17 protein-coding genes are annotated in these 24,601 nt (G+C 60.2%); 6 read left to right on the top strand and 11 right to left on the bottom strand.

Annotation, left to right across the window (positions count from 1 at the left end):
• Positions 1-20 precede the first annotated feature (20 nt).
• From DZG07_RS03110 to DZG07_RS03095, 4 genes are all read right to left on the bottom strand, one after another.
• Positions 21-326 carry a hypothetical protein gene (locus DZG07_RS03110; RefSeq protein ID WP_091915805.1) on the bottom strand — a complete coding sequence of 102 codons (306 nt, stop codon included), beginning with the start codon at positions 324-326 and terminating at the stop codon, positions 21-23.
• 33 nt (positions 327-359) lie between these two features.
• Positions 360-1,586 (bottom strand): GTP-binding protein, encoded by a 1,227-nt coding sequence (locus tag DZG07_RS03105; protein WP_119814177.1) that lies wholly within the window; start codon positions 1,584-1,586, stop codon positions 360-362.
• A gap of 8 nt (positions 1,587-1,594) precedes the next feature.
• Complete coding sequence (locus DZG07_RS03100) at positions 1,595-6,883, bottom strand: DUF4082 domain-containing protein (RefSeq protein WP_119821345.1); 5,289 nt, start codon at positions 6,881-6,883, stop codon at positions 1,595-1,597.
• Positions 6,884-7,394: 511 nt separating this feature from the next.
• A complete protein-coding gene (locus tag DZG07_RS03095) occupies positions 7,395-8,285 on the bottom strand; it encodes a DMT family transporter (protein WP_119814175.1) in 891 nt (296 codons plus the stop codon).
• Between the two features lie 82 nt (positions 8,286-8,367).
• Between DZG07_RS03095 and DZG07_RS03090 the strand changes: the two genes are divergently transcribed.
• Positions 8,368-9,294 carry a LysR substrate-binding domain-containing protein gene (locus DZG07_RS03090; protein ID WP_119821343.1) on the top strand — a complete coding sequence of 309 codons (927 nt, stop codon included), beginning with the start codon at positions 8,368-8,370 and terminating at the stop codon, positions 9,292-9,294.
• Between the two features lie 106 nt (positions 9,295-9,400).
• Here DZG07_RS03090 and DZG07_RS03085 read toward each other — a convergent pair whose 3' ends face one another.
• From DZG07_RS03085 to DZG07_RS03070, 4 genes are all read right to left on the bottom strand, one after another.
• Positions 9,401-10,279: a response regulator transcription factor gene (locus DZG07_RS03085; RefSeq protein WP_348626407.1), complete on the bottom strand. Its 879-nt coding sequence runs from the start codon at positions 10,277-10,279 to the stop codon at positions 9,401-9,403.
• A 381-nt stretch (positions 10,280-10,660) separates the two neighbouring features.
• Complete coding sequence (locus DZG07_RS03080) at positions 10,661-11,386, bottom strand: Crp/Fnr family transcriptional regulator (protein WP_091915799.1); 726 nt, start codon at positions 11,384-11,386, stop codon at positions 10,661-10,663.
• 400 nt (positions 11,387-11,786) lie between these two features.
• Positions 11,787-12,470 (bottom strand): sugar transferase, encoded by a 684-nt coding sequence (locus DZG07_RS03075; RefSeq protein WP_091915797.1) that lies wholly within the window; start codon positions 12,468-12,470, stop codon positions 11,787-11,789.
• Between the two features lie 446 nt (positions 12,471-12,916).
• A complete protein-coding gene (locus tag DZG07_RS03070; RefSeq protein WP_119814172.1) occupies positions 12,917-13,840 on the bottom strand; it encodes a glycosyltransferase family A protein in 924 nt (307 codons plus the stop codon).
• 192 nt (positions 13,841-14,032) lie between these two features.
• On the opposite strand from DZG07_RS03070, the gene DZG07_RS03065 reads away from it, so the two are divergent.
• From DZG07_RS03065 to wecB, 5 genes are all read left to right on the top strand, one after another.
• A complete protein-coding gene (locus DZG07_RS03065; RefSeq protein ID WP_119814169.1) occupies positions 14,033-15,721 on the top strand; it encodes a GMC family oxidoreductase in 1,689 nt (562 codons plus the stop codon).
• A gap of 405 nt (positions 15,722-16,126) precedes the next feature.
• Entirely contained in the window at positions 16,127-17,692 is a 1,566-nt protein-coding gene (locus tag DZG07_RS03060) for a Wzz/FepE/Etk N-terminal domain-containing protein (RefSeq protein ID WP_091915791.1), read from the top strand.
• A 58-nt stretch (positions 17,693-17,750) separates the two neighbouring features.
• Positions 17,751-18,551, top strand: coding sequence for a CpsD/CapB family tyrosine-protein kinase (locus DZG07_RS03055; RefSeq protein WP_119814166.1), 801 nt, complete (start codon positions 17,751-17,753; stop codon positions 18,549-18,551).
• 25 nt (positions 18,552-18,576) lie between these two features.
• Positions 18,577-19,461, top strand: a complete 885-nt coding sequence (locus DZG07_RS03050) for an AAA family ATPase (RefSeq protein ID WP_197716833.1) — start codon at positions 18,577-18,579, stop codon at positions 19,459-19,461.
• A 50-nt stretch (positions 19,462-19,511) separates the two neighbouring features.
• Positions 19,512-20,714: a UDP-N-acetylglucosamine 2-epimerase (non-hydrolyzing) gene (wecB, locus tag DZG07_RS03045; protein ID WP_119814163.1), complete on the top strand. Its 1,203-nt coding sequence runs from the start codon at positions 19,512-19,514 to the stop codon at positions 20,712-20,714.
• A 184-nt stretch (positions 20,715-20,898) separates the two neighbouring features.
• Here wecB and wecC read toward each other — a convergent pair whose 3' ends face one another.
• The 3 genes from wecC to DZG07_RS03030 are packed head-to-tail and all read right to left on the bottom strand — an operon-like array spanning position 20,899 to position 24,221.
• Positions 20,899-22,155 (bottom strand): UDP-N-acetyl-D-mannosamine dehydrogenase, encoded by a 1,257-nt coding sequence (wecC, locus tag DZG07_RS03040; protein WP_091915783.1) that lies wholly within the window; start codon positions 22,153-22,155, stop codon positions 20,899-20,901.
• A 24-nt stretch (positions 22,156-22,179) separates the two neighbouring features.
• Positions 22,180-22,989 (bottom strand): WecB/TagA/CpsF family glycosyltransferase, encoded by an 810-nt coding sequence (locus tag DZG07_RS03035; RefSeq protein ID WP_091915781.1) that lies wholly within the window; start codon positions 22,987-22,989, stop codon positions 22,180-22,182.
• A 20-nt stretch (positions 22,990-23,009) separates the two neighbouring features.
• Positions 23,010-24,221 (bottom strand): hypothetical protein, encoded by a 1,212-nt coding sequence (locus DZG07_RS03030; RefSeq protein WP_245429570.1) that lies wholly within the window; start codon positions 24,219-24,221, stop codon positions 23,010-23,012.
• Between the last annotated feature and the right edge of the window lie 380 nt (positions 24,222-24,601).

The raw sequence follows: 24,601 nt of genomic DNA, 5'->3' as shown, positions 1-24,601 counted from the left end.
AATAGAAGCTGCGTTACCGGTCAGTTGAAGTTCGGTGATGCGTTCTGGGGTTTTCCCTGGGAGCCCGTATCTGCCACCGGCGCCTTCTGGACGTCACCGACCCGGCGCACCGCACCGGCTTCGACGAGACCGCCAAGCGCCTTCTGCATGAGATCCACTGCATTGGCGAAAGCATCCACCGGCATGATCACCCGCTGGCGAAACACCGGCTTGGGATTGTTCTTGTCGTCGCGCTCAGTGGCGGACAGGGACATCAGGTCGATCCTGACGATCGTGCCGGTGACGGTGATTTCACCAATGCCGTCGGCGTAGAGTTCGTTGCTCATTGTCATCTCCATGGGTTTCAGGTTCGAGTTCTGTCATGCAGCATGTGCGTGCTGCCACGGTGGAAACGGATCGTTGAGCTCGCGCGCAAGCCGAGGATCAAAGCCGGCTTCTTCGCCGACCAGGCATTCGTCGAGCGCCGCGCAGATCGCTTGTTCATCGAGACCTGCGCCGATGAAGACCAACTCCTGCCGGCGATCGCCCCAGACCTCGCTCCAATGGCGATCGAGCAGCTCGCGGAATTGCGGATAGCGCGGCCAGTGCGCCTTCGGCACGGTCACCCACCACAGACCTTTCGCCTCGGTGCGGCGCTGCGTGCCGGCGATCGAAAGCAGGCCGATCCAGTCGGGACGGGTGGCCAGCCAGAAATGCCCCTTCGCTCGGATGAGTCCGGCCCATTCCTGCGCAAGGAAGTCGTTTAGCTTCGACGGGTCGAACGGACGCCTGGCGCGATAGACGAAACTGGCGATGCCATATTCTTCCGTTTCCGGCACATGATCGCCCCAGCCATATAGTTCCTTGTGCCAGAGCGGATGTCTCGCCGCCTTCGCCTCACTGAAAAGGCCGGTGTCAAGGATCGCACTAAGCGGCAGGTGGCCGAAATCGGTCTCGATGACGCGCGCATCGGGATTGAGGGCGGCAACGATCCGGCGCACGGTGGCGCGGGCCTCAGCCATCACTTCCGAGATCTTGTTGATCACCACGACGTCGGCAAACTCGATCTGCTCGACGAGGAGATCGACCAGCGTGCGCTTGTCATCCTTGTCGCGGGTTTCGCCGCGATCGCTCAGGAAATCCGAGCTCGAATAGTCGGAAAGCAGGTTTGCCGCATCAACGACCGACACCATCGTGTCGAGCCGTGCGACATCGGCAAGGGCCGCGCCCTTTTCGTCCTTGAAAGAGAATGTCGCCGCGATCGGCAGGGGCTCGGCGATGCCGGTGCCTTCGATCAACAGGTAGTCGAAGCGCCCTTCGGCTGCCAGCCGGCGCACTTCGCCCAGCAGATCATCCCGCAGCGTGCAGCAGATGCAGCCATTGGTGAGTTCAACGAGCGTTTCATTGGTGCGCGAAAGGTCGGCGCCGCCATCGCGAACGAGATCGGCATCGATGTTGATCTCGCTCATATCGTTGACGATGACCGCGACGCGGCGTCCTTCGCGGTTACGCAGGACGTGGTTCAGAATCGTCGTCTTGCCGGCGCCCAGAAACCCTGCCAGCACCGTCACCGGCAGGCGATTGTCGCGTATTTTCTGGGCCCCCATGCTCACCTCTACGCCGCAAGCTGCGGTCTGAACGCCACATCCACATGGTAGTTTGTGCTGTTGAAGGAACTCGTCGGGAACAGCCCGCTCGACCCGTATGCGTAGACGCCGTTACCACCGCTAAGGGTCGATGACAGGGCATGCAGATTGTTGTTGGCGATGTCGGAGGTGAAGAAGTTGCCGGTCGCCGAATAGGAGCCGTTGGTGCTGTAGGAGACGACGTAGGTGGTGTTCGCCTGGATCTGGACCTGCTGGGACAGGTCGACGGACTGCCAGCCGCTCGCGGTCTCGTTGGTGAAGGTGGCGCTTGCCAGGAGTGTCCCGCCTGCCGTCCAGAGATAGCCGGTATGCGGACCGGTATTGCTGGGACCTTTGTAGAACTTGAACCCGGTGATCCAGCCAGCGACGTCGGCCTGGAACTTCATGCCGAGATTGACCGAATTGTTGTCGTTGACGGTGACCGTCGCCGGCGTGCTGCTTGGAGAGAACACGCTCTGTTCGGCGCCCTGCCCTATGACATTGAGCGAGACCTGGGCCGAGCTTGTGCCGCCATGGCCGTCGGAGATGGCATAGGAGAAGCTTGCCGGTCCAGTGTAGCCGGTCGTCGGCGTGAACGTGACCATGTTCGACTGGCTGTCGAAGGCAACGGTGCCATTGACGGGGCTGCTGACGCCGGTGATCGTCAGCGGGTCGCCGTCAGGATCGTTGTCATTGGCAAGCAGGGCGGACGCCTGGATTGCATAGGGCGTGTTGAAGCTCGCCGAATAACCCGAGTCATTGTTGGCGACGGGAGCCATGTTCTGCGTCGCCTGCTGATAGACGACATCCACCCAGTAGTTCGTCGCATTGTAGCTCGCATTCGGGAACAGGCTGCTGGAGCCATAGCGATAAACGCCATTGCCGCCGCTCGACGCGCTCGACGGTGCTGTGAGCGGGCCATTGGTGTGCGCGGTGGTGAAGTAGTTGTCGCTTGCCGAGTAGAAGCCGTTGGAGTGATAGCTGGCGACATAGGTGGTGCCGGCCGACACCGTGACCGGTTGCGAGAAGTTGACTGTCTGCCAGCCGCTTGCCGTCTCATTCGTGAAGGTGGCGGTGGCAAGCAGCGTGCCCGTGCTGGTCCACAGGGAGCCGGTGTGCGTTCCGGTATCCTGCGCGCTCTTGTAATAGCGCAGGCCGGTGATCGTGCCGCCGGCGGACGCGATGAACTTGACGCCGAGTTCCACCGAGTTCGGATCGTTGACCGCCGGGTTGGCCGGCGTGTCGGAAGGCGAAAACAGGTTCTTGCTCGTATCGAGCGGACGAACCGTCAGGTTGACCGTTGCCGATGCGGTTCCGCCGCGGCCATCCGATATGCCGTAAGAGAAGCTTGCCGGCCCGCTGTAACCTGCGGTCGGCGTGAAGGTGATGGCGCCGGTCTGGCTGTTGAACGAAACAGTGCCGTTCGTGGCATTGTTGGCGCCCGTTATCGTCAGCGCATCGCCGTCCGGGTCCGTGTCGTTTGCAAGCAGCGAGGCGGACGTGATGGCAAGCGGCGTGTCATAAGTGACGACGAAGCCATTGTCGTTGTTGGCGACCGGCGCGGTATTGACCGTCGACTGGTTGAAGACGACGTCGACCCAATAGTTCGTCGCCTGATAGCTGGATGTCGGCGCAACGCCGCCTGCGCTGTAGGTGTACACGCCATTGCCGCCGCTCGTCGTCGACGACGGTGCAGTCAGCGGTCCATTGGTAATGGCGGTGGTGAAGTAGTTCGACGTCGCCACGTAGCTTCCGGTCGTATGATAGGAAGCGGTATAGGTCGTGCCGGCGGTGAGCTGGATCGGGCTTGAGAATTTGGCCGTCTGCCAACCACTCAGGGACTCGTTGGTGAAGGTCACAGTGCCGAGAAGCGCACCCGTGGCGCTCCATATCGAGCCGGTGTGCGTGCCGGTGTCGCCGGCCGCCTTGTAGTAGCGAATGCCGGTTATGGTGCCGCTGGCCGATGCGACGAACTTCATGCCGAGTTCGAGCCCGACACCTTCGTTTGACGCGCCACCCGTCGGACCGTCGCTTGGCTGGAACAGCGAAACGCCCGCCGGCCCGTCTTCGACGGTCAGGCTGACGCCACCCTGGTCCGTTCCGCCTCGCCCGTCGGAAAGCGTATAACTGAAGGTCGCCGGACCGGAATAGCCGGCATTTGGCGTGAAGATCACATTGCCGGTCTGGGTATCCAGCGTCACCGTTCCGTTGACGGCGTTGCCGACTGCGGTGATCGTCAGCGCATCGCCATTGGGATCGGTATCGTTGGCGACCAGCGCCGCGATGGAAATCGTCAGCGTGCCGTTCTTGGTGACCGTAAAGCCACTGTCATCGGTTGCCACGGGCGGTGAGTTTGGCCCTGCGTCAAAGACCACATCCACCCAGTAGTTGCTGCCGTTGAAGCTGTTGCCGGGGAAAGTGCCGGTGCTCTCGCTATAGGCGAAGACGCCGCCTCCGGCCTGAACCTTGATCGCGCCATTCGAGTAGGCGGAGTTGAAATACCCATCTGTGATCGAATAGTAGCCACCCGTATGATAGGAGGCGACATAGGTCGTTCCTGCCGCGATCTGTATCGGGCTCGAGAAGGTTACGGTCTGCCAGCCGGACAGCGATTCTCCGGTGGAAACACCGGTCGCCAGAAGCGTGCCGTCGGCTTTCCACAAGCTGACGAGATGTTCGCCGACATTGTAGAAGCCCTTGTAGAAACGGATGCCTGTCACGAAGCCGCCGGTGGTGGTCTCGAATTTGACGCCGAGTTCGATGCCGACGCGGTCCATCGCCGTTTCCACCGCCGGCTTGGCGGCCATGGACCACAGGCTCGACGTTGACGGCAGAGTGACCGTCACCTGTTTTCCGGTGCCGGGCGTTTCGAGATTCAGGCTGTCGTCGACGGCGCGCGACATGATGTTGTATGTGCCGCTGGCCTGGACGACCCAGCTGAAACTCCAGTTTTCGCGGCCCGTGGCCTTGAACCAGCGCAGGCCGCCATCCAGCGAAACCTCGATGCCGGCGATAACGCCGCCGCCGAGATCCTGCGCGGTGCCGGTGATGGTGACGCGCTGCCCTTCGACGAAACTTGCGCCCAGCGTCGGAGACGTGATCGTCGAGATCGGCTTGGTGTGATCGGTGGATTGTGTCGCCAGGATCAGGCTTGCGTCCAGCGTTGTCGGCTGGATGCCCATATCCGCGAACATGTTGACCATGGCCTGCTGGACGTTGCGGTCCGTGGCCGTTTCCGGGCCTTCGTGGTTGTCGCTGAGGCCCCAAGACCAGAACACCGTGCCCGCGCCAAACACCAGCGCGCCGCTTTCGGCGCGATACATGGTCAGGCTGTGCGTCGCATCTGCCGCACCAACGCTGGTGCCGTAGTCGCGCAGATAGGTGTTCACCGAAACGGTGGACAGCGACATGTTGATCAGGCCAGCCGGCCTGAAGCCGTTGTCCACGTCCGAATCCCACTCGTAACCGAGAAGGTTCGGCGAGAGCTCAAGCGTCTGTCCAGGCTGAAGATTGGCGACGTCAGTGTTTCGCCAGAAGCGGAGATTGCCGTAATCGGACGGAATGGTGATCGTGTCCAGACGATAACCGTCGACCGAGAACATCGTGCCGGTGAGCGAGTTTTCGGGCTCCTGCCCGGGATCGGCATAGCGCGGATCGCGCCACGTCCCGGTACCTACATCGCTCGGATCGCTGCTGGTGCCCCACGTTTCCTTGTAACAGACCATGGTGCGGTAAGGCGTGCCGTTACCGTCGATGCTGGTTTCCCAGCGAACCTTCCAATAGACTTCATTGCCGCTCCAGAAGGCGAGATTGACGCCGGCATCGCGGGCGGCCTCGACATTGGCGCGCTGTTCGGCCGACCAGTATTCATCGTGCCCGACCGAAAGAAACGCCTGGTGGTTCAGCAGCTGACTGCCGTTGCGGGTCGCGTCTACGCCTGAAATGTAGGAGACATCGTAGCCGTTCTGCTCGAGCCAGCTGACGGCCGAGCTTTCCACGCCGAAGATGAAATCGTGCGTGCCGCCGACCGGGCTGGTGTTGGTGATGATGGGGCGATTGTAGCTGACCGCGGAGGCACGGCCGATGGCGTTGATGCCGCAACTGCAATTGGGCGGCATGTAGCCGATCATATCGGCCGGATCGACCGGCACCTCGCCGAAATACAGGCTGGCGCCACCCCAGGCGTTATAGGCCTGCCAGGTCGTGTCGGACGTCTGGAAGACGATATCGCTGGCCGAGGCGTCGTCGCGCACGACGAAAGGAATGATGCTCTCGCCGGGGGTGCCATCCAGCCGCACGAGCTTTGCAAAATAGATGCCTGAGGTCGCGTCTGCCGGAATTCCCCAGCTTGCCGATACCGACCAGTTGCCGCAGTCGATAAGCCCGAGCGACATGTCGACGATCGGATGCGGCTGGACCTGCGCGGTCGTCAGCGATTGGTCGATCGAGGCGACCTTGCGCGCACCGTCGCCGCCGTAATAGCCCATGCGATAGATGTCGATGCGATAATGAGTGGAATCGGTGGCGATCTTGAAGTCCACCGTCTGCCCGATATTGGTGCTGATTTCGGTGGCAAAACCCTGGATGTTGCCATCGCCGTCCCCGGTGATGCCCCATTCGCTTTGCGGGTTGCCTTGCTTCGCGTTTTCGATGGCAATCTTGTTGGGTGTCGCAGCCAAGGCTGCTGCCGCAGGTGCCGCTGCGGCGGGATCTCCGGCAGCGGCCGCCGCAACGAACGCACTGAAACTCTCCACATTGGGAGTGCCGGCGGCGGGATCTGAATTGGCCGCTGCCGCTGGCGTGACAAGGCTCGAGGTCGAAGGTCCAGCCGGCGTTTCGGCGCCAACCGACGAGGGTCCCACAGGAGGCGTGACGCCGCCGTCCATGTCCGTATCGGTAGCCGCCGGCGCTATGCCGGAGACGTCGACAGCAGGCAGGTGCGCGCCTGTTGCGGCAGGCAGTATGCTTGTCGCCGGTGCGGTGGACGTGGCGGGACTGGTGATGCCCCCGGCCGTGCCCGAGGAAATGACGTCCACGATCGACGTAACCGGCGCGGTCGGCGACAAGACATCGACGACTCCTGACGACGCATCGCTCGACACCCGCGAAACGGCGCTCGATGAGCCGGCGGACAGGGCAGATGTTGTGCCTACGGTCCAGGATGGGAATGGGGCAAATGCGGCAGACGCTCCAGAAGATCCTGTCTGCGGGACGGTAACGGACCTCTCCAGTGAAAAGCCGATACTCTTCAGCTCGGCGTCACTGTGAGCCGAAAACATGCGCGCAGACGCCGCAACGCCGGACAAGGCGGATGAATGACCCTCGTCGCCAAGCATGGCCGTCAGCACTTTTCCGCCACCGCCATGGGGCGCGTCCGGAAGGGAACAGGCTACACGCTTTCTGCCGTCGGACTCTTCGGCCTCGGCCGTGATGCCCGTCGATGGCCCTGCGTTTGCATTTGCTGAAATGTCCTCGCTCGCCGCGGTATAGACCCTGGTCGAACCGCCGGAAGCGCTCAAATAATCATGATTCCTGAAATGGATTCTGAGCATGTGCATCGCCCCGGTTGCCGCCTGACCCGAACATCTGGATCAGATATTCAAGAACGTTGATCCTGCCAGCTTTTGCGGATCAGTGAACGGCATCAATCGGTGTGCACCACCCTTCTAAAGTGGATACATAGCCCGTAATTACTATCCACCGATGTGATTATCACGGTAGGAGCAGGTGCCCTTCCGACGGTGACATATCGCGACGGCGGTGAATTTCGATGGAGATGGAGCCGGATGGCTATCGCTGGCGCAGGTTGACGATGACCACGCCGCCGAGCGCCAAAATACCGCCCACAATGCCCAGAAACGTCGGCACCTCGCCGAGCCAAAGGAAGCCGATCAAGGTGGCCACCGGCGGCACGCAATAGAGGAAATTCGAGGCCCTCGAAGCCGGCAGGCGCGACAGGGCTACGGCCCAGCTTCCATAGGCGATCAGGCTGGGCACGATTCCGAGATAGATGACTGCGACCAGGCCCTGATGATCGGCAACCGCCATCTGTGCGATCCCGTTCGGCAACCCCGGCAGCAGGCAGATGGCGCCGATGATCATGTTCCAGGCTGACACCGTCAGCGGCTTGTGACGGACAAAGAGCGGCTTCTGCACGACCGTATTGAGCGAAGTGCACAATGCCGAACCGAGGATCAGCAAGGCGCCGTTGTCGAAATGAAGGCCCTGCCCTTCGCCCAGGGCAATGATTCCGATGCCGGCAAATGACAGGAAGGTGCCGAGCCATGCCAGGCCCGTAAAACGCTCACCAAGCATTGCCATGGCAAAGACGGCGGTCAGGATCGGGCTGACATTGATGATGAAGCTTGCAGCACCCGCCGAGACCGTCAGCTCGCCAAAGTTCAGGAGAACGGTGTAGAGCGCGACGAAGACCACGCCGCCAAAGGCAAAGCGCCACATCTCGCCGAGCCTCGGCAAGGCAGGTCTTGTCACCGCCAGGAAAATCGCGGCTGGAACGGCGGCAATGGCAAAGCGCAGCGCGCCGAGTTCCAGCGGTCCGAATGCGGCAAGCCCGGCCCGGATTGCCGGGAAAGCGGAGGCCCAGGCCAGGATCGTAACGACGACCGCAGCGGCGGTAACTGTGTTTGCCGAGCGATAAAGCGATGCTGCGGTTGCGTTCATGGCGGCCTCCTCTGGGATCGTCGACAAGAAGCGCCGCCGCGAGCTGATTGACAAACGAATAAATCGAGGTTCTGCTGTGAGCATGGATCACAGCTCAGAACCCATCCTGCCGCTTGAGACACTGCGCGCCTTCGAGGCCTCGGCCCGTCTTGGCAGCTTTTCGTCCGCGGCTGAAAAGCTGAACCTCACGCATGGCGCGATCAGCCGTCAGGTCGCAAAACTGGAAGCGTGGCTCGGCCTGAAAGTCTTCGATCGCGGCGCGCGCGGCGTATCGCTCACCCTCGAAGGCCAGCGTCTGTTTCTGCGGACCACCGAAGCCTTCGCCTTGATCGCCAATACCACCGAGCGGTGGAGCGAGCCGCGCGGAACGGCGGTCGTGCGCTTGACCTCCATCCCCTCCATCTGCGGGCTGTGGCTGATGCCGCGGCTCTCGGCACTGGAGAATGGCCCGACAAAGCTGCGGATCGTGCTCGATATCGACATACGCCAGGCCGATCTCGACGATGAAGGCATCGATGTCTCCATCCGCTGCGGACGCGGACGCATTACCGGGCGAATATCCGTGCAGCTTTTCGAAGAGAGGTGCTTTCCCATCGCCTCGCCGGCATTGGCCGAGGAAATCGGTGCCGGCGCACCGGAGCGATTGCTGCGCTATCCGCTCATTCACGATTCCGACGCCTCGGCATGGCGTGCCTGGTTCGGCGAGCATGGCATGGACTACCGCCCCCGGCCGCAGGATCGCCGTTTCGAAGATTACAATCTGGTGCTGGACGCCGCGGCACACAATCTGGGCATTGCCCTGGCGCGGCCGCCTCTGACACAGGACCAGCTGCAATCAGGCCGCATCGTGGCGGTTGACAAGCGCCGGGTGCTCAATCCGGTTTCCTACTGGATGGATCGGCCGATGGGTCGGCCGCGGCCCGCGGCAGCTGAGCTGATCCGTCGAATCGGCGCGAAAGCCGGGCTCGATACAAAGGTGATCGAGAACTTTCTTGCCGCCGATCGCTGAAACGCCGCGCAACCCGGAGGTTACGCGGCGCTTTGCTTCTTGGATGTCTTCGGCGTCGTGCCTTTGCATTTTACGCCGAAGATAGTGTTACCCTCTGTCGGCCTTCTTACGCGGCGTTCATCTCGCCTGGGAACAGGTCGTTGATCTTGTAGGCGACCTCGGTCCTGTTCGTGGCCTTCAGCTTCTTCATGATGTTGCGGATGTGAACCTTCACCGTGCTTTCGCGGAGATTGAGTTCATAGGCGATGATCTTGTTCGCCTTGCCCCGCCGCAGCGCCTGGGCGACTTCAGCCTGGCGCGATGTGAACAGCCCAGCCATCGGCCGAGCGGCTTCGCCACCGGAGGCGATGGTCTGGCGCATTGCCAGAACACTGCTTGCAGGCACGAAGATGCCGCCGGCAAGCGCCAATCCGATAGCCTCGACACAGACGTCGATGCCGACTGACGATGGAATGTAGCCGCGAGCGCCATATTCGAGCGCCTTGAGTATTTGCGTCAGATCATCCGTGTCGGCCAGCACGACAACCGGCGTGGTCCGAAATTCTGACGTCAGTTTTTTGATTTCGTCGGCAACGAGAGCATCGGTGATTTTGCATCCGCCAACGTTCAGCAATATAGCCGACAGCGGCGGATGAAGATCTTTCTCGGCTTTCCAGTCTTCGATAGTCCCGAACGCCAATACTTCCATCCCGATCTTGTGGGACGTAAGGCTTTGCGCAAAGCACTCACGGTCGAGTGCTCGATTATCCAGGACAACCAGAGAGCGATTTGCGCTTCTCGTTCCGTGAAAGTTGACCACGCTTTCGACAGGCCCCTGTCCTCCGAGCATGGATGTCTGAAGCAATTCGATTGGCACGTTATGTTCAGAAGCATGGCTTCCGTTGGTTCCACTCGTGGTACTCATAAGTTTACGCTCCGTTTGACAACTGTATTTGCCCAGATGACCGTTTATGCGACGGTCATCCTCCCAATAGTACTGTTGCATGTGGTAACGTCACTTTGCGGTGCTGTTTCGCACCTTCAAACGTCACAAGAAAGGATGTGATTGATACCCAGCCCGTTTCACCCCACCGCAAGCAGTGCTACAACCAAAGGTACATCACGACGGGAGAAAGGCGCTAATTTAAGTTAGCAAAAAATGAATATTTTTGGTTAAATTTCCGTTGGTGTAAATCTTGTGATGATGATCGCATATATTAAACATATCTATCTACACATATAAATACCGTTAGTAACAATTTATTGATGCTGCACAGCATTCGATGAACAAACTTTAGGTAATATTCTATATTAACAAAATAAAATTATAAAAGCATAAATCGTTTGAGTGATGAACGGGTATTTACTGGTAGGTAAAGCTACAGGACTATATTCTTTCAAGTAAAAGATAAGACGGATTAAAGCCCGCGAACTTCTTCGTCGCTGGTAGGTTTATGAAATCGACCGTTCTGTGCCGAAAGGAAAGAAGGTCGAGTTCGCGCAAATCCTTGAGTATCCGATTGATATGAATCGCCGTCATTCCGAGCGCATCGGCTAGATCATATTGTGTAAGAGGGCATTCGTAGTGGCTTGCCAAGCGCTGGCCGTCGCCCAGCCTGGTTCCGATTTCAAGCAGCAGGTGGGCTGCGCGCGCAGCACCGCGCCTTCGTCCAACATTGGTAAGATGCTCGACAAGGATGGCTCTCTGGCGGGCGGCGACCGACAGGAAAGTTCCGGCCAGCCTGGGCGAGTGCTCTACCGCCGCGGTAAGCGCTTTTGCCGGAACTTCGAATACAATCAACTTGGTAATCGACGTGAGGGAGATGTAGCTCGGGCTCTGATAGGCTCGCAGGCCGATGATGTCGCCGCTGAAGGGAAAGTCGATGATCTGTCGTTCGCCGTCCGGAAGGTCGGTATGGACGCAGCTCCAGCCGGAGTGAATGATGAACGCCCTGCCCTCATCGTCGCCTTGCCGCATGATCGTTTCATGCGGCGCGTAACGGCGCAAGGTTGCTCCCAGGCCTGTGAGGAACGCCCTGTCTGCGTCGCTGAGCGGAATGCGAAATGGAGGCGTATCCTGGATCTTCGGATTGCTCTCCGGAGCAAGCGTCATTCTTACATCGCCTCCTGTCGCCCTCGACCGATTCTCACTAATAGATACACTAGGTTCACAATCCCTTCAGTACAACTTTCGGGTATACATCCAGCTAAAAACTAATAACTCGTTTCTACATCCCGTTTTCTAATGCCGGCCACGGTGTATTTGAAACGATATATTAGTCATTTCAAAAAGCGGTCGACCGACTTGAAATGCGTTCGGCGCGACTCAAAGGCCCCGATCGATAACTTCGAGCTTAGCCAAATTCCTGCACGATGTCGCCGCAAGAGCCCGCGGCAGGTGACGTCCCCGGGAAGCTTGTTAGCGGCCATGCCATACAAAGCAGTTGGCCACCGCTTGCGCAGTGGCCAACAAAACAAGAGACCGAAAATGATTGGTGAGACCTGCGAAAAGCCTACAGGCCAGTGCCTCTGAGAACCACGACCGCCGTCATCATCAGGATCCAGATATCGGTGCCGAACGACATCTTCGTCGCATAGCGGGTGTCATGCGTGGCGCGCTCGGCGAACGTGCACCCATTCCGCTCGCTTATCTGCCAAAGCCCTGTCATTCCCGGACGCATGCTGAAATAGGCGGTGCCGGGATAGAGCGGGCGCTGTTCGGGGAACATCGGGCGAGGGCCGACGAGGCTCATGTCGCCGATAAGCACGTTCCACAACTGCGGCAGCTCATCAGCGGAATACTTACGCAGGTAGTAACCCAGCCTGGTAATGCGCGGATCGTATTTCAGCTTCTGTGTCCCATCCCACTCCCGGCGCGCAGCGGGATTGTCCTGCAGGTATTCTTCCAGGCGCAACGCGGCATCGGGAACCATCGACCGCAGCTTCCAAAGCGTGAAGATCTTGCCGTCTCTTCCCAGACGCTTCTGGCCGTAGAAGGCCTTGCCGCCATCCCGATGGATGAGAAACGCCAGGACGCCGACGATGGTAAGGGCGAGAGGAGCGATAAGCAGTATGACCCCGATGTCGAGGATACGCTTCACGCCGAGATAGAACGCGCCTGATCGAATCTCCGACCTTGAAGGGGCGGCATCGACTGGCAGATCGCCAAGATGCGATCTGGGATAACTTTCAAGCATACAGAATCTCCCCGCCACGAACGAAGATAAAATCTTCTTCGCCAGCTGTCATAAGATCAAAAGGAAGCGTATCTGACCGTTGCTTGGATGATTTCTTCTGACTTGTTCTTTTTATAAAAAGAAGAGAATCGCACAGCTACGCTTTTGCCAAAAGTTAATCGCCTGTTCACTGTGATATCAATAAATCCTCTTTAAACAATTCGGGCTAGACAACCCGGATGCCTTCCGCTTCGTCCGAATTGACGAGTCAGATACCCCAGGCGGCTCGACGTTTGGCTGTGTCGCAGCAGCAATGAATCGAGCGCGATCAACGCCGATCCTGCGGTCGAATGAGTGCGGCAGACGGGGGAGGTAGAACGGATGAGCGGTCAGCAGCCGCCACGATAGGGCAGACGCGAGCTGCGCCGGGAATGGCTGGAAATCAATTCAGGAGAAGCCGGGCAGGCTCAGGAGTTTTCGCGATTCCACGACCCGACCATCAAGGCGGTGTTGTCATGGAAAGCCAGCCCCAGCATGCGTCTGGCCCGGTAGAGGCGCACCCGCGTCAGGCAGGCCAGGGCAAGGCATTTGTCGCGAAGGCCGGAGACGCGATCGGAGCGCAGAATGCGTATGATCTCGCCACCGGGAGAGGCGGCAATGATGCCGCTGGTCGCCACCCATTTTACAAGGCTCATTCCGCCGTGTTTGATCTGCCGGAATTCGTGCGCGATATGCCGGTCCCAGCGGCGCGTGAGCTCAGCAAACGATTTGCAGGATGCGGTCCGCACCGTTGCATCGGCCACATAGGCGATCTTGTAGCCTTTCGCCGTAGCCTTCTGGCCCCATTCGGTATCTTCCATGGAGGATATACCGCCGAAGGGTCCGACCGCACGGAAAACCTCCGCGCGAACGGCCATGTTTCCGGTCGCGGCAAAACCGTGCTGTTCGACATAACGCTTGGCACGATAGCTGTAGACGCTCTCATAGGCTTCGATCGCGGTCATGCGCTCCGGATCCGCGAGCAGGATCCGGATGTCGCCGCCGACGAAGTCGACGCGAGGGTTCTGATCCATGAATTCCACGATCGAGCGGATCCAGCCCGGCTCGGCTATGCAGTCTGCATCGATGAATGCCAGCAGCTCTGCCTGAGCGACCGACGCGCCGCGATTGCGCGCAGGCCCAGGTCCCGGAATAGCCTCGCTCTCGAGGCGGACACCGGGAACTGCGGCGCAAACCGCTACGGGAAGCTCGGCCGATCCATTGTCGACGACGATGATTTCAAACGGGATGCCATCGACACGCTGCGCCGCGAGCGCACGCAGGCAACGCCGCAGATCCCCCGGTTCGTTCAGATGGGGGATGACGACGCTTACTCGTGGCGACAATCGCATCAGCGTTTCCTGTAGCGAAGCATTTCCGCTTTTTCGCGAAATGCCGATCAGTTGGCCGGAACCTGACCGGGACCGAGCCTAGCGCCAACCTGTAACACCTATTCGCGTTTAAAATAATTCACCAATTTCCCAAAGGATATCAACCTTTTGGATAGCATCGACAAACCGATACGCGTGTGCGTACATAGAGGAATGTCAATATACAACCTCTCCGAACTGGAAAATGACTGTTCACGATCGACCGCTCCACTTTGCGTGATTGGAGCCGGCATCGCCGGTCTTCTTTTTGCAAGAAGAGTAGCCAAGAAAGGCCAGCGGGTTATTGTCGTTGAAAGCGGATACGCTTCCTATGACCCGGCCATCCACGCGCTCAACGAGATCGAGGATCCGGCCGAACGATATTCCAGGGCGTTGACCGGACGATACCGGGGGCTCGGCGGGACTTCAAGCCGCTGGGGCGGCCGCATGATCCCGATAGGGAAGCATGAGACCGAGGCGCGACCCTATCTGCAGCAGCAGCGCTGGCCAATTGCGGTAGACCCTCTCGAATCCTACCACGATGAAATCGAGAAGATATTCAAGGTTGGCGACGGTCCATTCCGCGGAAACGTCATCTCCGATGAGATAACCTCAAAGTATTTCCCGGTAGAAGATAAATCACTTCTCAATAGATGGGCGAAAGTACCAAGCTTCAAGAACTGCAATGTCTTCACGCTTTTGAAGGATGAACTGAAAGAGCTGGAGAATATAGAGATATGGCTCGGCGCCACGGTATGCGAGTTCAAACTTGATCGCGCCGGGGGAAGGCTGAGCGGGATCGTCGCCCGCAACTTTAGCGGTAAGCAGCTGGAGGTGTCCGCCGACCGATTCGTGATCGCTGCCGGCACAATTGAGACGACCAGATTACTGCTTTTGATGAATGCGGCATCCGACGACAACGCCTTTCGTTCGTGCCGGGTGCTCGGCCGATACTTCCAGGATCATCTGAAATCGGAAGTCGCGACGATAAATCGGCGGAACCCATCACTCACCAATCGCATTTTCGGCTATCGATTCCTCAATGCGACGCGGCGTGACCTGCATCTTGAACTCACCGAAACTGCGCAACGCGGCGACGCAGTGGCAAGCGCATTCGCCTATGTCGCGATGGACCTTACCGAAAGCCCCCTTGGCTATATCAAGAAGCTGGCGCATGGCATTCAGAAGCGCCAGGTCGATCCGAACGATCTGTGGCAGGCGTCAAAGAACATGGGCCTGGTGGCCCGCTCGGCCTACTGGCGCTATCTGCGCAAGCAACTCTTCGTTCCGGCAAGCATCGACCTGCATCTGATGGTCTGCGCGGAACAACTGCCGCAATGGAGCAATCATATCCGACTGGCGGACAAACGCGACAGGTTCGGCGTGCCGAAGGCGCAACTCGAATGGGCTCCGACCCAGACCGACGAGCGGACTTTCCGGTCAGCGATTTCCCACATCGCCGGTTATTGGGAACGCTCCGGCATGGATCGCGTCTGCCCGCTCGAGTGGTCGCCTGCAAGCAGCGATCCGGCACTTCCGATCATCGACAATGCGGAGGCCTGCGCGCATCCCTCCGGTTCGACCAGGATGGGTACGGACCCCGCTGAGTCCGTCGTCGGCCCCGACCTGCGTTGCCATGCCGTACCGAACGTCTCTGTGGTCAGCGCTTCCGTCTTCCCGACGGCAGGCAGCGCCAACCCGACCTTCACGATCATGAAACTGGCCCTGTGGCTGGCGGACTCGCATCTTCAGGGCGCGCCACGGCGGGAGCATGCTTTTGTGCCCTCCGAGATTACGGGTAGCGTCGTTAGCTCGCATGAGGTACCGGCTCCCGTCGCGCGCGACCAATTCGGCGCGGCCTGAGCAGCCATTGCTCCGTCGGATCGTTTCCGGTTGAGCCCGGCAGATTTCCGCATCATCCCCACCACAAGCCCGATCTTCACGCTCAAGTGACCGAGCAGATGCGCGCCGGTTCGCGCCTGATTGCACGGGTTATGCCGGAATCATCGACCGTTCCAACAGGGCGCCTGCATGTTCCAGGGTGTGATGCCGCAACGTCGCCTCACAGGCAGAGCTGCGCAACGCCAGATTGCCGAGAGGTCCCTGTCACTTAAGACGTAAGGGGAAACGGGCCACCACCCATAGGGATTAGATCAACGGTCTAGCCGCGCGCCGCGCACCCACTATCGATGATCTATCAAGCAATCCATCCGCGTTTGTAAATGAGCACTCGGCATATTCCGATGTTCAGGCTTGGGGCACTGCGCAATGGGCGATCTAGACCTGCGCTTCTATCTATCGATCTTCCTTCGAAGATTGCCATACTTCCTGGTGATCGCCACATTTGTGACGACCGCGGCGGTAGCGCTTGCGCTCTATCTGCCGCCGATATTCCAGGCCAGCGCCAAGATTCTGGTGGAGTCGCCCCAGATCCCCGCGGACCTTGCCCGTTCGACCGTGCCCATCAACGCGGTGGAACAGCTGCAGATCATCGAACAGCAGATAATGACGCGCGAAAATGTTCTCGCACTCGCTGAGAAGCTGAAAATCTACGGCGACAAGGCGTCTGAAATTCCGCAGGCCGATATCATCGAGGACATGCGCGGCCGCACGAAATTCGAGTTGCTGCAGAAGGACGGCCCAAGCGGCAGCCTGGGCGCCAAGGTGTTCAGCGTGTCCTTCATTGCCGGCGATGCCGATCTGGCGGCAAAGGTCGTCAACGAGTTTACCAAGTTGATTCTCCAGATGAACGTTCGCCTGCGCACCGACAGGGCCGGCGAAACCATGCAGTTCTTCAACCAGGAAGTTGCTCGCCTCGGTGGAGAACTAAGCCGGCTCGAGGCCGAAATCCTCAAGTTCAAGAACGCCAACAAGGACGCTCTTCCGGACGGTCTGGATTTCAGGCGCAACCAGCAGAACAACCAGCAGGAACGGCTTCAATCGCTCGAGCGCGAGGAAGCGGCCCTGCGCAGCCGGCGCAACAATCTGGTCGAGCTGTTCGAAAGCACCGGCCGCATCGTCAGCGCCGGCCCGGTCACCCTGGAACAGCAGATGCTGCAGGACCTGCAGCGCACCCTTTCCGAGCAGCTCGCTTTGTTTTCCGAGAACAGCCCGAACATCGTTGCGCTGCGCGCCCGCATCAAGACCCTGGAAAACGGCATGCAGGCAAAACAGGCCAGCGACGCCGACACGACAAAGGGCAAGCGCGGCACCTCCGAGCTTGATCTCCAGCTGTCCGACATAGACGACCGGCTGAAATACATCACGCAGGAAAAGGCCTCCATAACGGAAAATCTTGCCGAGTTGACCAAATCGATCACGGCAACCCCGCGCAACGAAACGATCCTGAATTCGCTCGAGCGCAACCGCGAGAATATCCAGGCGCAATACAACATCGCGACCGCAAGATCGGCCGAAGCCTCGACCGGCGAGCAGATCGAAGTAAGCGCCAAGGGCGAGCGGTTTACCGTTGTCGAGCCTGCCGTTGCCCCGCAGAAACCGACGAGCCCCAATCGGCGGCGCATTGCCGGCGCTGGCTTCGCCGGCGGTATCGGGCTTGGCCTCGGCTTGATCGTGCTGCTCGAGCTGCTCAACAAAAGCATACGCCGTCCGACCGAACTCGTGCGGACGCTCCAGATCCAGCCGCTCGCCACGATCTCCTACATTCCGGTCAAACGCGAAAAGAAGACGGCAAAGCTGGCACAGGCCGCAGGGTTCGCCGCGTTCGTCGCGACGACGGCCACCAGCGCGATCCCTATCGACCGGCAGGACCGTCCAGCCGGGCTTTCGACCGAACGGACTGTCTCCGGATTTGACGGCGGCAGGGTGATCTAGCGTGACAGGCAAACAAGGGACTGCAGAGCCATCTGCAAGAGGTGCGGGAACACAGACGATGGAGCATATTCACGCAGCCTTGCAGAAGGCCAAGCAACAGCGGGGTTCCGACCCGGCGAATGATCAGACGACCACGACCGTCGCAAGGATGGGAAGCGACATGCTGTGGGCGAGCTTGCCCTCGCTCAAGCCGGACCCCAAACATCTCGCCAAGACCCGGCTCGTCACGATCAACCGGTCAGACCTGGCGCACACGCAGTTCGATATGCTGCGGACGAAGGTCCTGCAGTATCTGCGCCAGAACAACTGGACCTCCGTCGCGATCACCTCGCCCACGCCGGCCTGCGGCAAGACGGTAGTCGGGCTGAACCTCGCCTTCAGCATGGCCCACCACAAGGAATGCCGGACGGTTCTGATCGATCTCGATCTGCGCCGTCCGCAGGTCAGCAAGGTTCTTGGGATCAAGGAGCCGCCTTCGATCGAAAGTTTCCTGCGCGGCCGCAGCGAGGTCGAGGACGTCTTCATCCGATATGGCGACAACATAGCCATCGGCGCCAATGGCCGGCCGGTCCGCTTTGCCGCTGAACTGCTGCAGAGCCCGGAGGCGGCGCAGGCGCTGAAAAGCCTCAAGCAGAAACTCAAGCCCGACGTCCTGATCTTCGATCTTCCGCCGATGCTCGCCAACGACGACGTCATGGCTTTCCTGCCCAATGTCGATTGCGTGATCCTGGTTGCGGCCGCGGAGGCAAGCACCTTCAGCGAAGTGGACATCTGCGAGCGGGATCTTTCGGAGAAATCCAAGGTGCTCGGCGTGGTGCTGAACAAGTGTCGCTACGCACCCGAGAAATACGGTTACTGACGCAGGCAGTGTTCGCAGGATCGCGATGTCGAGTACCTTTCTGATCTATTCCGAACATTTCGGCCTGACCGGACGGCCCTTCAGCCTGCGGCCTGACACCGACTTCCTGTTCTGGTCGGCAAATCACACCCGCGCTTACGCGATGCTCGAATATGGGCTGGCGACCTTCGCGCCCATCACCGTCATCACCGGGGAGGTCGGTGCCGGCAAGACCACGCTCATCTGGCATCTGCTGCGTTCCGCACCTTCCGACCTCAAGTTGGGATTGATCTCGAATGCCCATGGCGAACGGGGCAAATTGCTCCACTGGATATTGTCGTCGCTCGGGCAGCCCATCACCGGGCGGATGTCCTATGTCCAGATGTTCTCGCAGTTCGAGGCCTTCCTGAAGGAGCAGCACGCAGCTGGGCGCCACACCATTCTCATCTTCGACGAGGCCCAGAACCTTTCGGAGAAGATGCTGGAGGAACTGAGAGGCTTCTCCAACATGAATGGCGAAAGAGACGAGCTGCTGCAGATCGTGCTGGTCGGGCAACCGGAGCTGAGACAGATCATCAGCCGCGCGAAGATGGTGCAGTTCGCACAGCGCGTCGCCGCCGATTTTCATCTCTTTGGCATGTCTGCCGAGGCCGTGCAGGACTACATCGCCCATCGCCTCAAGGTCGCAGGCGCCGACCACGAGATCTTCACGCCGGCGGCCTGCGAAATCGTCTTCCAGGCAAGCCGCGGCTTGCCGCGCGTGATCAACCAGATCTGCGACTACGCGCTGGTTTACGCTTTCGCCGAAGACATTTCCGTCGTCGACGAGGAAGTCGTCCGGCAGGTCGTCGCCGACCGCAAGATGCAGTTTCTCGACATGGCCGCGACAACCGCGGTCGAGACACCAGGCAAGCAGGGTTTCGCAGACTAGTCCAACAGCCCGGCCATTCGCATGAGGGCCGGCAGAAGAAGGATTTCGATATGCGCAAGGTCTTGATCGTCTACGGTACACGTCCCGAAGCCATAAAGATGGCCCCGCTGATCGATGCGTTGAGCCGCTCCCGTCACTGCAAACCGGTTGTGGCGGTGACTGGCCAGCACCGGGCGATGCTCGACCAGGTCAACGACCTGTTCGGTATCCGGCCGAGCCATGACCTGAACATCATCACCGAGCGGCAGCGGCTGGAGGACATAACCAGCCGCGTGCTCGACGGCGTCTCGAAGGTGATCGAGGCCGAAGAACCGGATGCCGTTCTCGTCCAGGGCGATACCACGACCTGCTTTGCCGCGGCACTCGCCGCCTTCTATCGCAAGGTTCCGGTCGTCCATCTCGAGGCAGGCCTGAGAACCGGCGACCCCTACAATCCGTTTCCGGAAGAAGCCAATCGCCGTCTCACGACGCAACTGGCAGCGGTTCATCTGGCACCGACCAGTACATCGCGGGAGAACCTGCTCCGCGACGGGATTCACAAGAGCAACATCGTCGTCACCGGCAACACCGTCATCGACGCCCTGCTGGATGTTGTCTCCAGGGATCTGCCGGCCGAAAATCCCGACCTTGGCAAGATCAACGGCCGTCGCAGCGTTCTGATCACGGCGCACAGGCGCGAATCCTGGGGCGAGCCAATGGCCCGCACGGCCCGCGCCATCGCCCGCCTGGCCAGGACCTTTCCCGACATTGCCTTCCTGTTGCCGGCCCATCTCAACCCGGCAGTCCGCGAGGTACTGCTTCCGCCTTTGGCCGGGCTCGACAATGTGCTGATCACAGCGCCGCTCGGCTACAGCGACTTCGTGCGCGCCATGTATCATTGCAGCGTCGTGCTCACGGACAGCGGGGGCGTTCAGGAAGAAGCTCCGTCACTCGGCAAGCCGGTGCTGGTCATGCGGGATTCGACGGAGCGCCCGGAAGCCGTATCCGCCGGCACGGTGCGGCTGGTCGGCACCGATGAAGACCTTATCGTCGACGAGGTGTCGACCTTGCTGACCAGCAAGGCCGCCTACCAGACCATGGCACATGCCGTGAACCCTTATGGCGACGGGCACGCCGCCGAACGTTCCGTCCGCGCGATCGAGCATTTCTTCGGCATCGGCGATCTTCCGGTAGAATTCGATCCGACGATTCGGATCGAGGAAAGCGTATCTCCACGCCGCGCAGCGCAGGTCGTCAGCGGTTTCGCCGCCTGACCTCCAGTCAAGCGTGAACAGCCGGCCCGTTCCGATGATGTCGGGATGGGCCGGCTTTTTTTTTCAACTTCAACGGAATCGATTTGGCCGGATTATCCGTGCGATCAGGCCACGAAAAACACAGCCCTCCGTTGGTAACGACGGAGGGCTGGATCGATTATTCAGCGGGAAACGAAGCCTGGCCTCAGCGCCAGGCACCGCGCGTGTCGTAGACGACCTTGCCGCCCAGCCGCGTGTTGCGGATCGCCTTGAAGGGTTCGTGCTCAACCAGGAGCACGACGATGTCGGCGCGCTCGACGGCCTGGTAAGCGCCTTCCATGCGCAGGTTCGAATAACCCGAAAGCATCGACGGCAGGGAGTCCACATAGGGATCTGCAAGCAATATGTCGACATTGGGAAGTGCTTCGGCAATCAGCCCGACGACTTCGATGGCCGGGCTCTCCCGGACGTCGTCGACATTGGCTTTGAACGTCAGGCCAAGGCAGGCGATGGTCGGTTCGCGGAAGCGCTTGGCCTTCTCGGCAACCTGCTCGGCGACATGATGCGGCCGCCGGTCGTTGACCTCGCGCGCGGTGCGGATCAGCGGCGACAGCTTTGGTGCGGCCGCAACGATGAACCACGGGTCCACCGGAATGCAATGCCCGCCGACGCCGGGACCGGGGCTCAATATATTGACGCGCGGATGCCTGTTGGCCAAGCGGATGACTTCCCAGACGTCGATATGCAGCGATTCCGTGATCAGCGAAATCTCGTTTGCGAATGCGATGTTCACATCGCGATAGGCGTTTTCGACGAGCTTGGCCATCTCGGCGCTGGCGGCATCCGTGAGCAGGATTTCGCCCTGCGCAAACACCCGATAGATAGATGCGGCGCGCTCGGCGCAGCGCTTCGTCAGTCCACCGACGACGCGGTCGTTGGTGATCATCTCGATCATGATGCGGCCCGGCAGAACCCGCTCTGGGCAATGGGCGACGAAAATATCGGCACCGGTCTCGCCGTCATGCGGCATTTTCAGATCGGGCCGTAACGCGCCGATCCATTCGGCGATCTTCTCGGTCGTTCCGGGCGGCGAGGTCGATTCCAGCACGACGATGTTGCCCGACCTCAGCTTAGGCGCGATCTGCTCGGCGGCAGCCTGGACATAGGAAAGATTGGCGGTGCGATCACCGTTGAACGGTGTCGGCACGGCAATGATGAAGGCGTCCGCCTCGGGCATCTCGCTGGTGGCCGAGAGGCGGCCCATGGCGACCGCGCCGCTGACGGCTACCGCCAGATCCGGCTCAACGAAGGGAACCTCGCCACGCGATACCGCGGCAACCGTTGCAGGATTGATGTCGACGCCGATCACGTCGATGCCGCGCGTCGCCAGAACGACGGCGGTGGGCAGGCCAATATACCCCATCCCGACTATGGCCAATCGACCGGAAAAAACTTCATTCATCAAAGGAGCCCCACGCCCGCCTGGTTACTGGTTTTGACGGCTGGCAGCCAATGTGCCGCCGCCGGTGATCGACCTTGTCGGCCGGAAAGCGCGAGCGGGATGAACCAGTTCGCGGGCAGTAAGCAGCAGGAAGGCGGTGTTCGTCTTCAGATACCGCCACCACAGGCGGCGCGGCTCCTGCAGCAGCCGGTAGGCCCACTCCATCCCTGCGCGCTGCCAGATCGCCGGCGCGCGCCGGGTGATCCCTGCGAGGATGTCGAACGAGCCGCCGACGCCGTGAAGTATCGGAACATTCAGCGTTGCCCCATAGGAGCCGAGGAATATCTCCTTCTTCGGCGAAGCCATGCCAAGGAACAGCATGTCGGCTCCGGAGGCCCGTATCTCGGCTGCTATGGCGGCGGACTCGTTGGCCTTGAAATAACCGTCATGCCGGCCAGCCACCTTCAGGCCCGGAAACCGCTCCTGCAAACGCGTCTCGAGCATCCGCAAGACATCGGGCTGGGCGCCGAGAAGATAGATGGAGCGGCCTTCGCGGTGTGCCAGCGCTAGCAGTTGTTCGAAGATGTCGATGCCGGCGATCCGCTCGGGCAGGGGGCGCCCGAGCAACCTGCTCGCCCAGACGATGGACTGTCCATCTGCAAGCAGCATATTGCACTCCAAAAGCGAGTCTCGCAAAAGCGCGTCGCTGCGCAGATTGACTACCTTGGCCGCGTTGAGCACGCCGAGCAGCAGCTTGCTCCTCGTCACCAGAGCCGTGTGGCAGCGCTGGATCACCTCATCCATCCGCAGCGGCTCGAGATAGAGCCCGAATAACAATTGCTGCTCGGTCGGCATGTTGAATACTCCCTGGTCTGTCACCTGCCGCCACGGACTGCGCTGTTGCGCAACCGCTCGACGACACCGCCTGAGAGCCACGCATAGAGCATCCAGCCGAGTTCATACGGACGGCACTCGTAGTCGACGCGGCTTGGCGGAAACATGATGTCGAGCCCTGGCAGGTGGAAGCCGCGCTTGAGCCCCGTGGTGAGTGCCGAAATTGCCCTGACAGCCTTTTTCGGTTCGCGGCGCGCGACCTTTCTCCAGATCACGCCGTCCTCTTCGGACACCATCGGAACGTCGACCTCGGGGTGTTCGTCCAGCCAGCGCAATCCCTTGGCCACCGACTTCATATGATCGGTGCCGCCGGCCTCGCGCAGGTCGAGCAGGGCCATTGGTCCCATCGCATGCTGATGCACGCTGTAGACGGGGTACCCCTCGACGACGCTTCCGTCGCGCGTGTCATAGTGCCACCACCATTGACCGGCTGGACCCTGGAGGTGAGCGATGCGCCCGCCCGATGCTTCGGCTGCGGCCAGCGCTGTCGGATCGTTCTTGGCCACAGACAGGCGGGCAAGCCCCTGCGTCGAGTAAACCTGATCGGCAAAGCATCCGATGTGAGCACGCAGCCGGCCATTGGAAACGGCGGGCAGCATATGCGGGAAAAGCCCGGTCGCGCCTTGCCCGCCCATCAGGCGGTTGGCCGCAAGCGTGGTCAAATGCTCGGTGTCGCCAAGGTGACGCGCCGCAAGGGCGGCAATCAGCGTCCAGGAACAATCCACCGTGGCAATCGTCTCTTCGGACTCGAGCAGAGCAGTCAAGCGCTTCAACAGCGGCGTGGCATAGACATCGGCCACCTCTGCCGCGGCCCAGGCGCAGAGTGCGACCGCGCCGGGATCCTTGGATTTCTCCGCGCGCCGTGCGCAATTCAGCGCCAGATCCGCGGCGGTCGCGCCTTCGAGGATATGACACTGCACGGCCTCATCCACGAAGGCCAGTCCCGACGCGACATTTGCCGCATAACGCAGGCTGTCGCCCTCGGGACGGACACTCCGGCCTGATGCTGTCTTGACCTCGCGAACGGTGTGAACGAATGCGCCATGCGCAAACATCTGCGGCAGGCCCTTCTTGGCCAGCTCGATGAGTTGCTCTGTCCGCGCCCGGGTTGCGCGGGATTCGGCGTCGAGCGCCTGAAGACGGTCGATGGGGAAAACTTCGACGGGTCCGGTAAGATTTGGCTGCGGGTTCATGCGGCTTGCCGACGGCCTCTCGATCTTGCGTGCGTCGACCTTTCGGCCACTGCACGAGGGTTTCTCCATGTGCCCGAGGGCACTGGCGGTTACAGTTGAAAGGCACGGCGATGAGCTGACGCTTCACAGTCCCGCCACGCCGAGACACAGACCGATGCTAGAAAATCTGAAGAAATATTCTATCGCCCTGAAAGACTTACGGAGCCGTTTTCCGGACCTGTACTGGAGCGTTCGACCTACTCCGATAGGACTATGGTTAGTATCATCGGAGTCAGCTCCATGGCTGAAAGAGCTTGTTGGTGTACCTCTAAGTTCACCACCTCATGTAGACTTTCATTGTGCTGATATTCCTGCAAAATATCCGGCAGAATTTCCCTGTA

Source organism: Mesorhizobium sp. DCY119 (assembly GCF_003590645.1).
GTDB lineage: Bacteria > Pseudomonadota > Alphaproteobacteria > Rhizobiales > Rhizobiaceae > Mesorhizobium_M.
The sequence above is the reverse complement of the archived record's forward strand: the minus strand, read 5'-3'. Positions and strand labels throughout refer to the sequence as shown.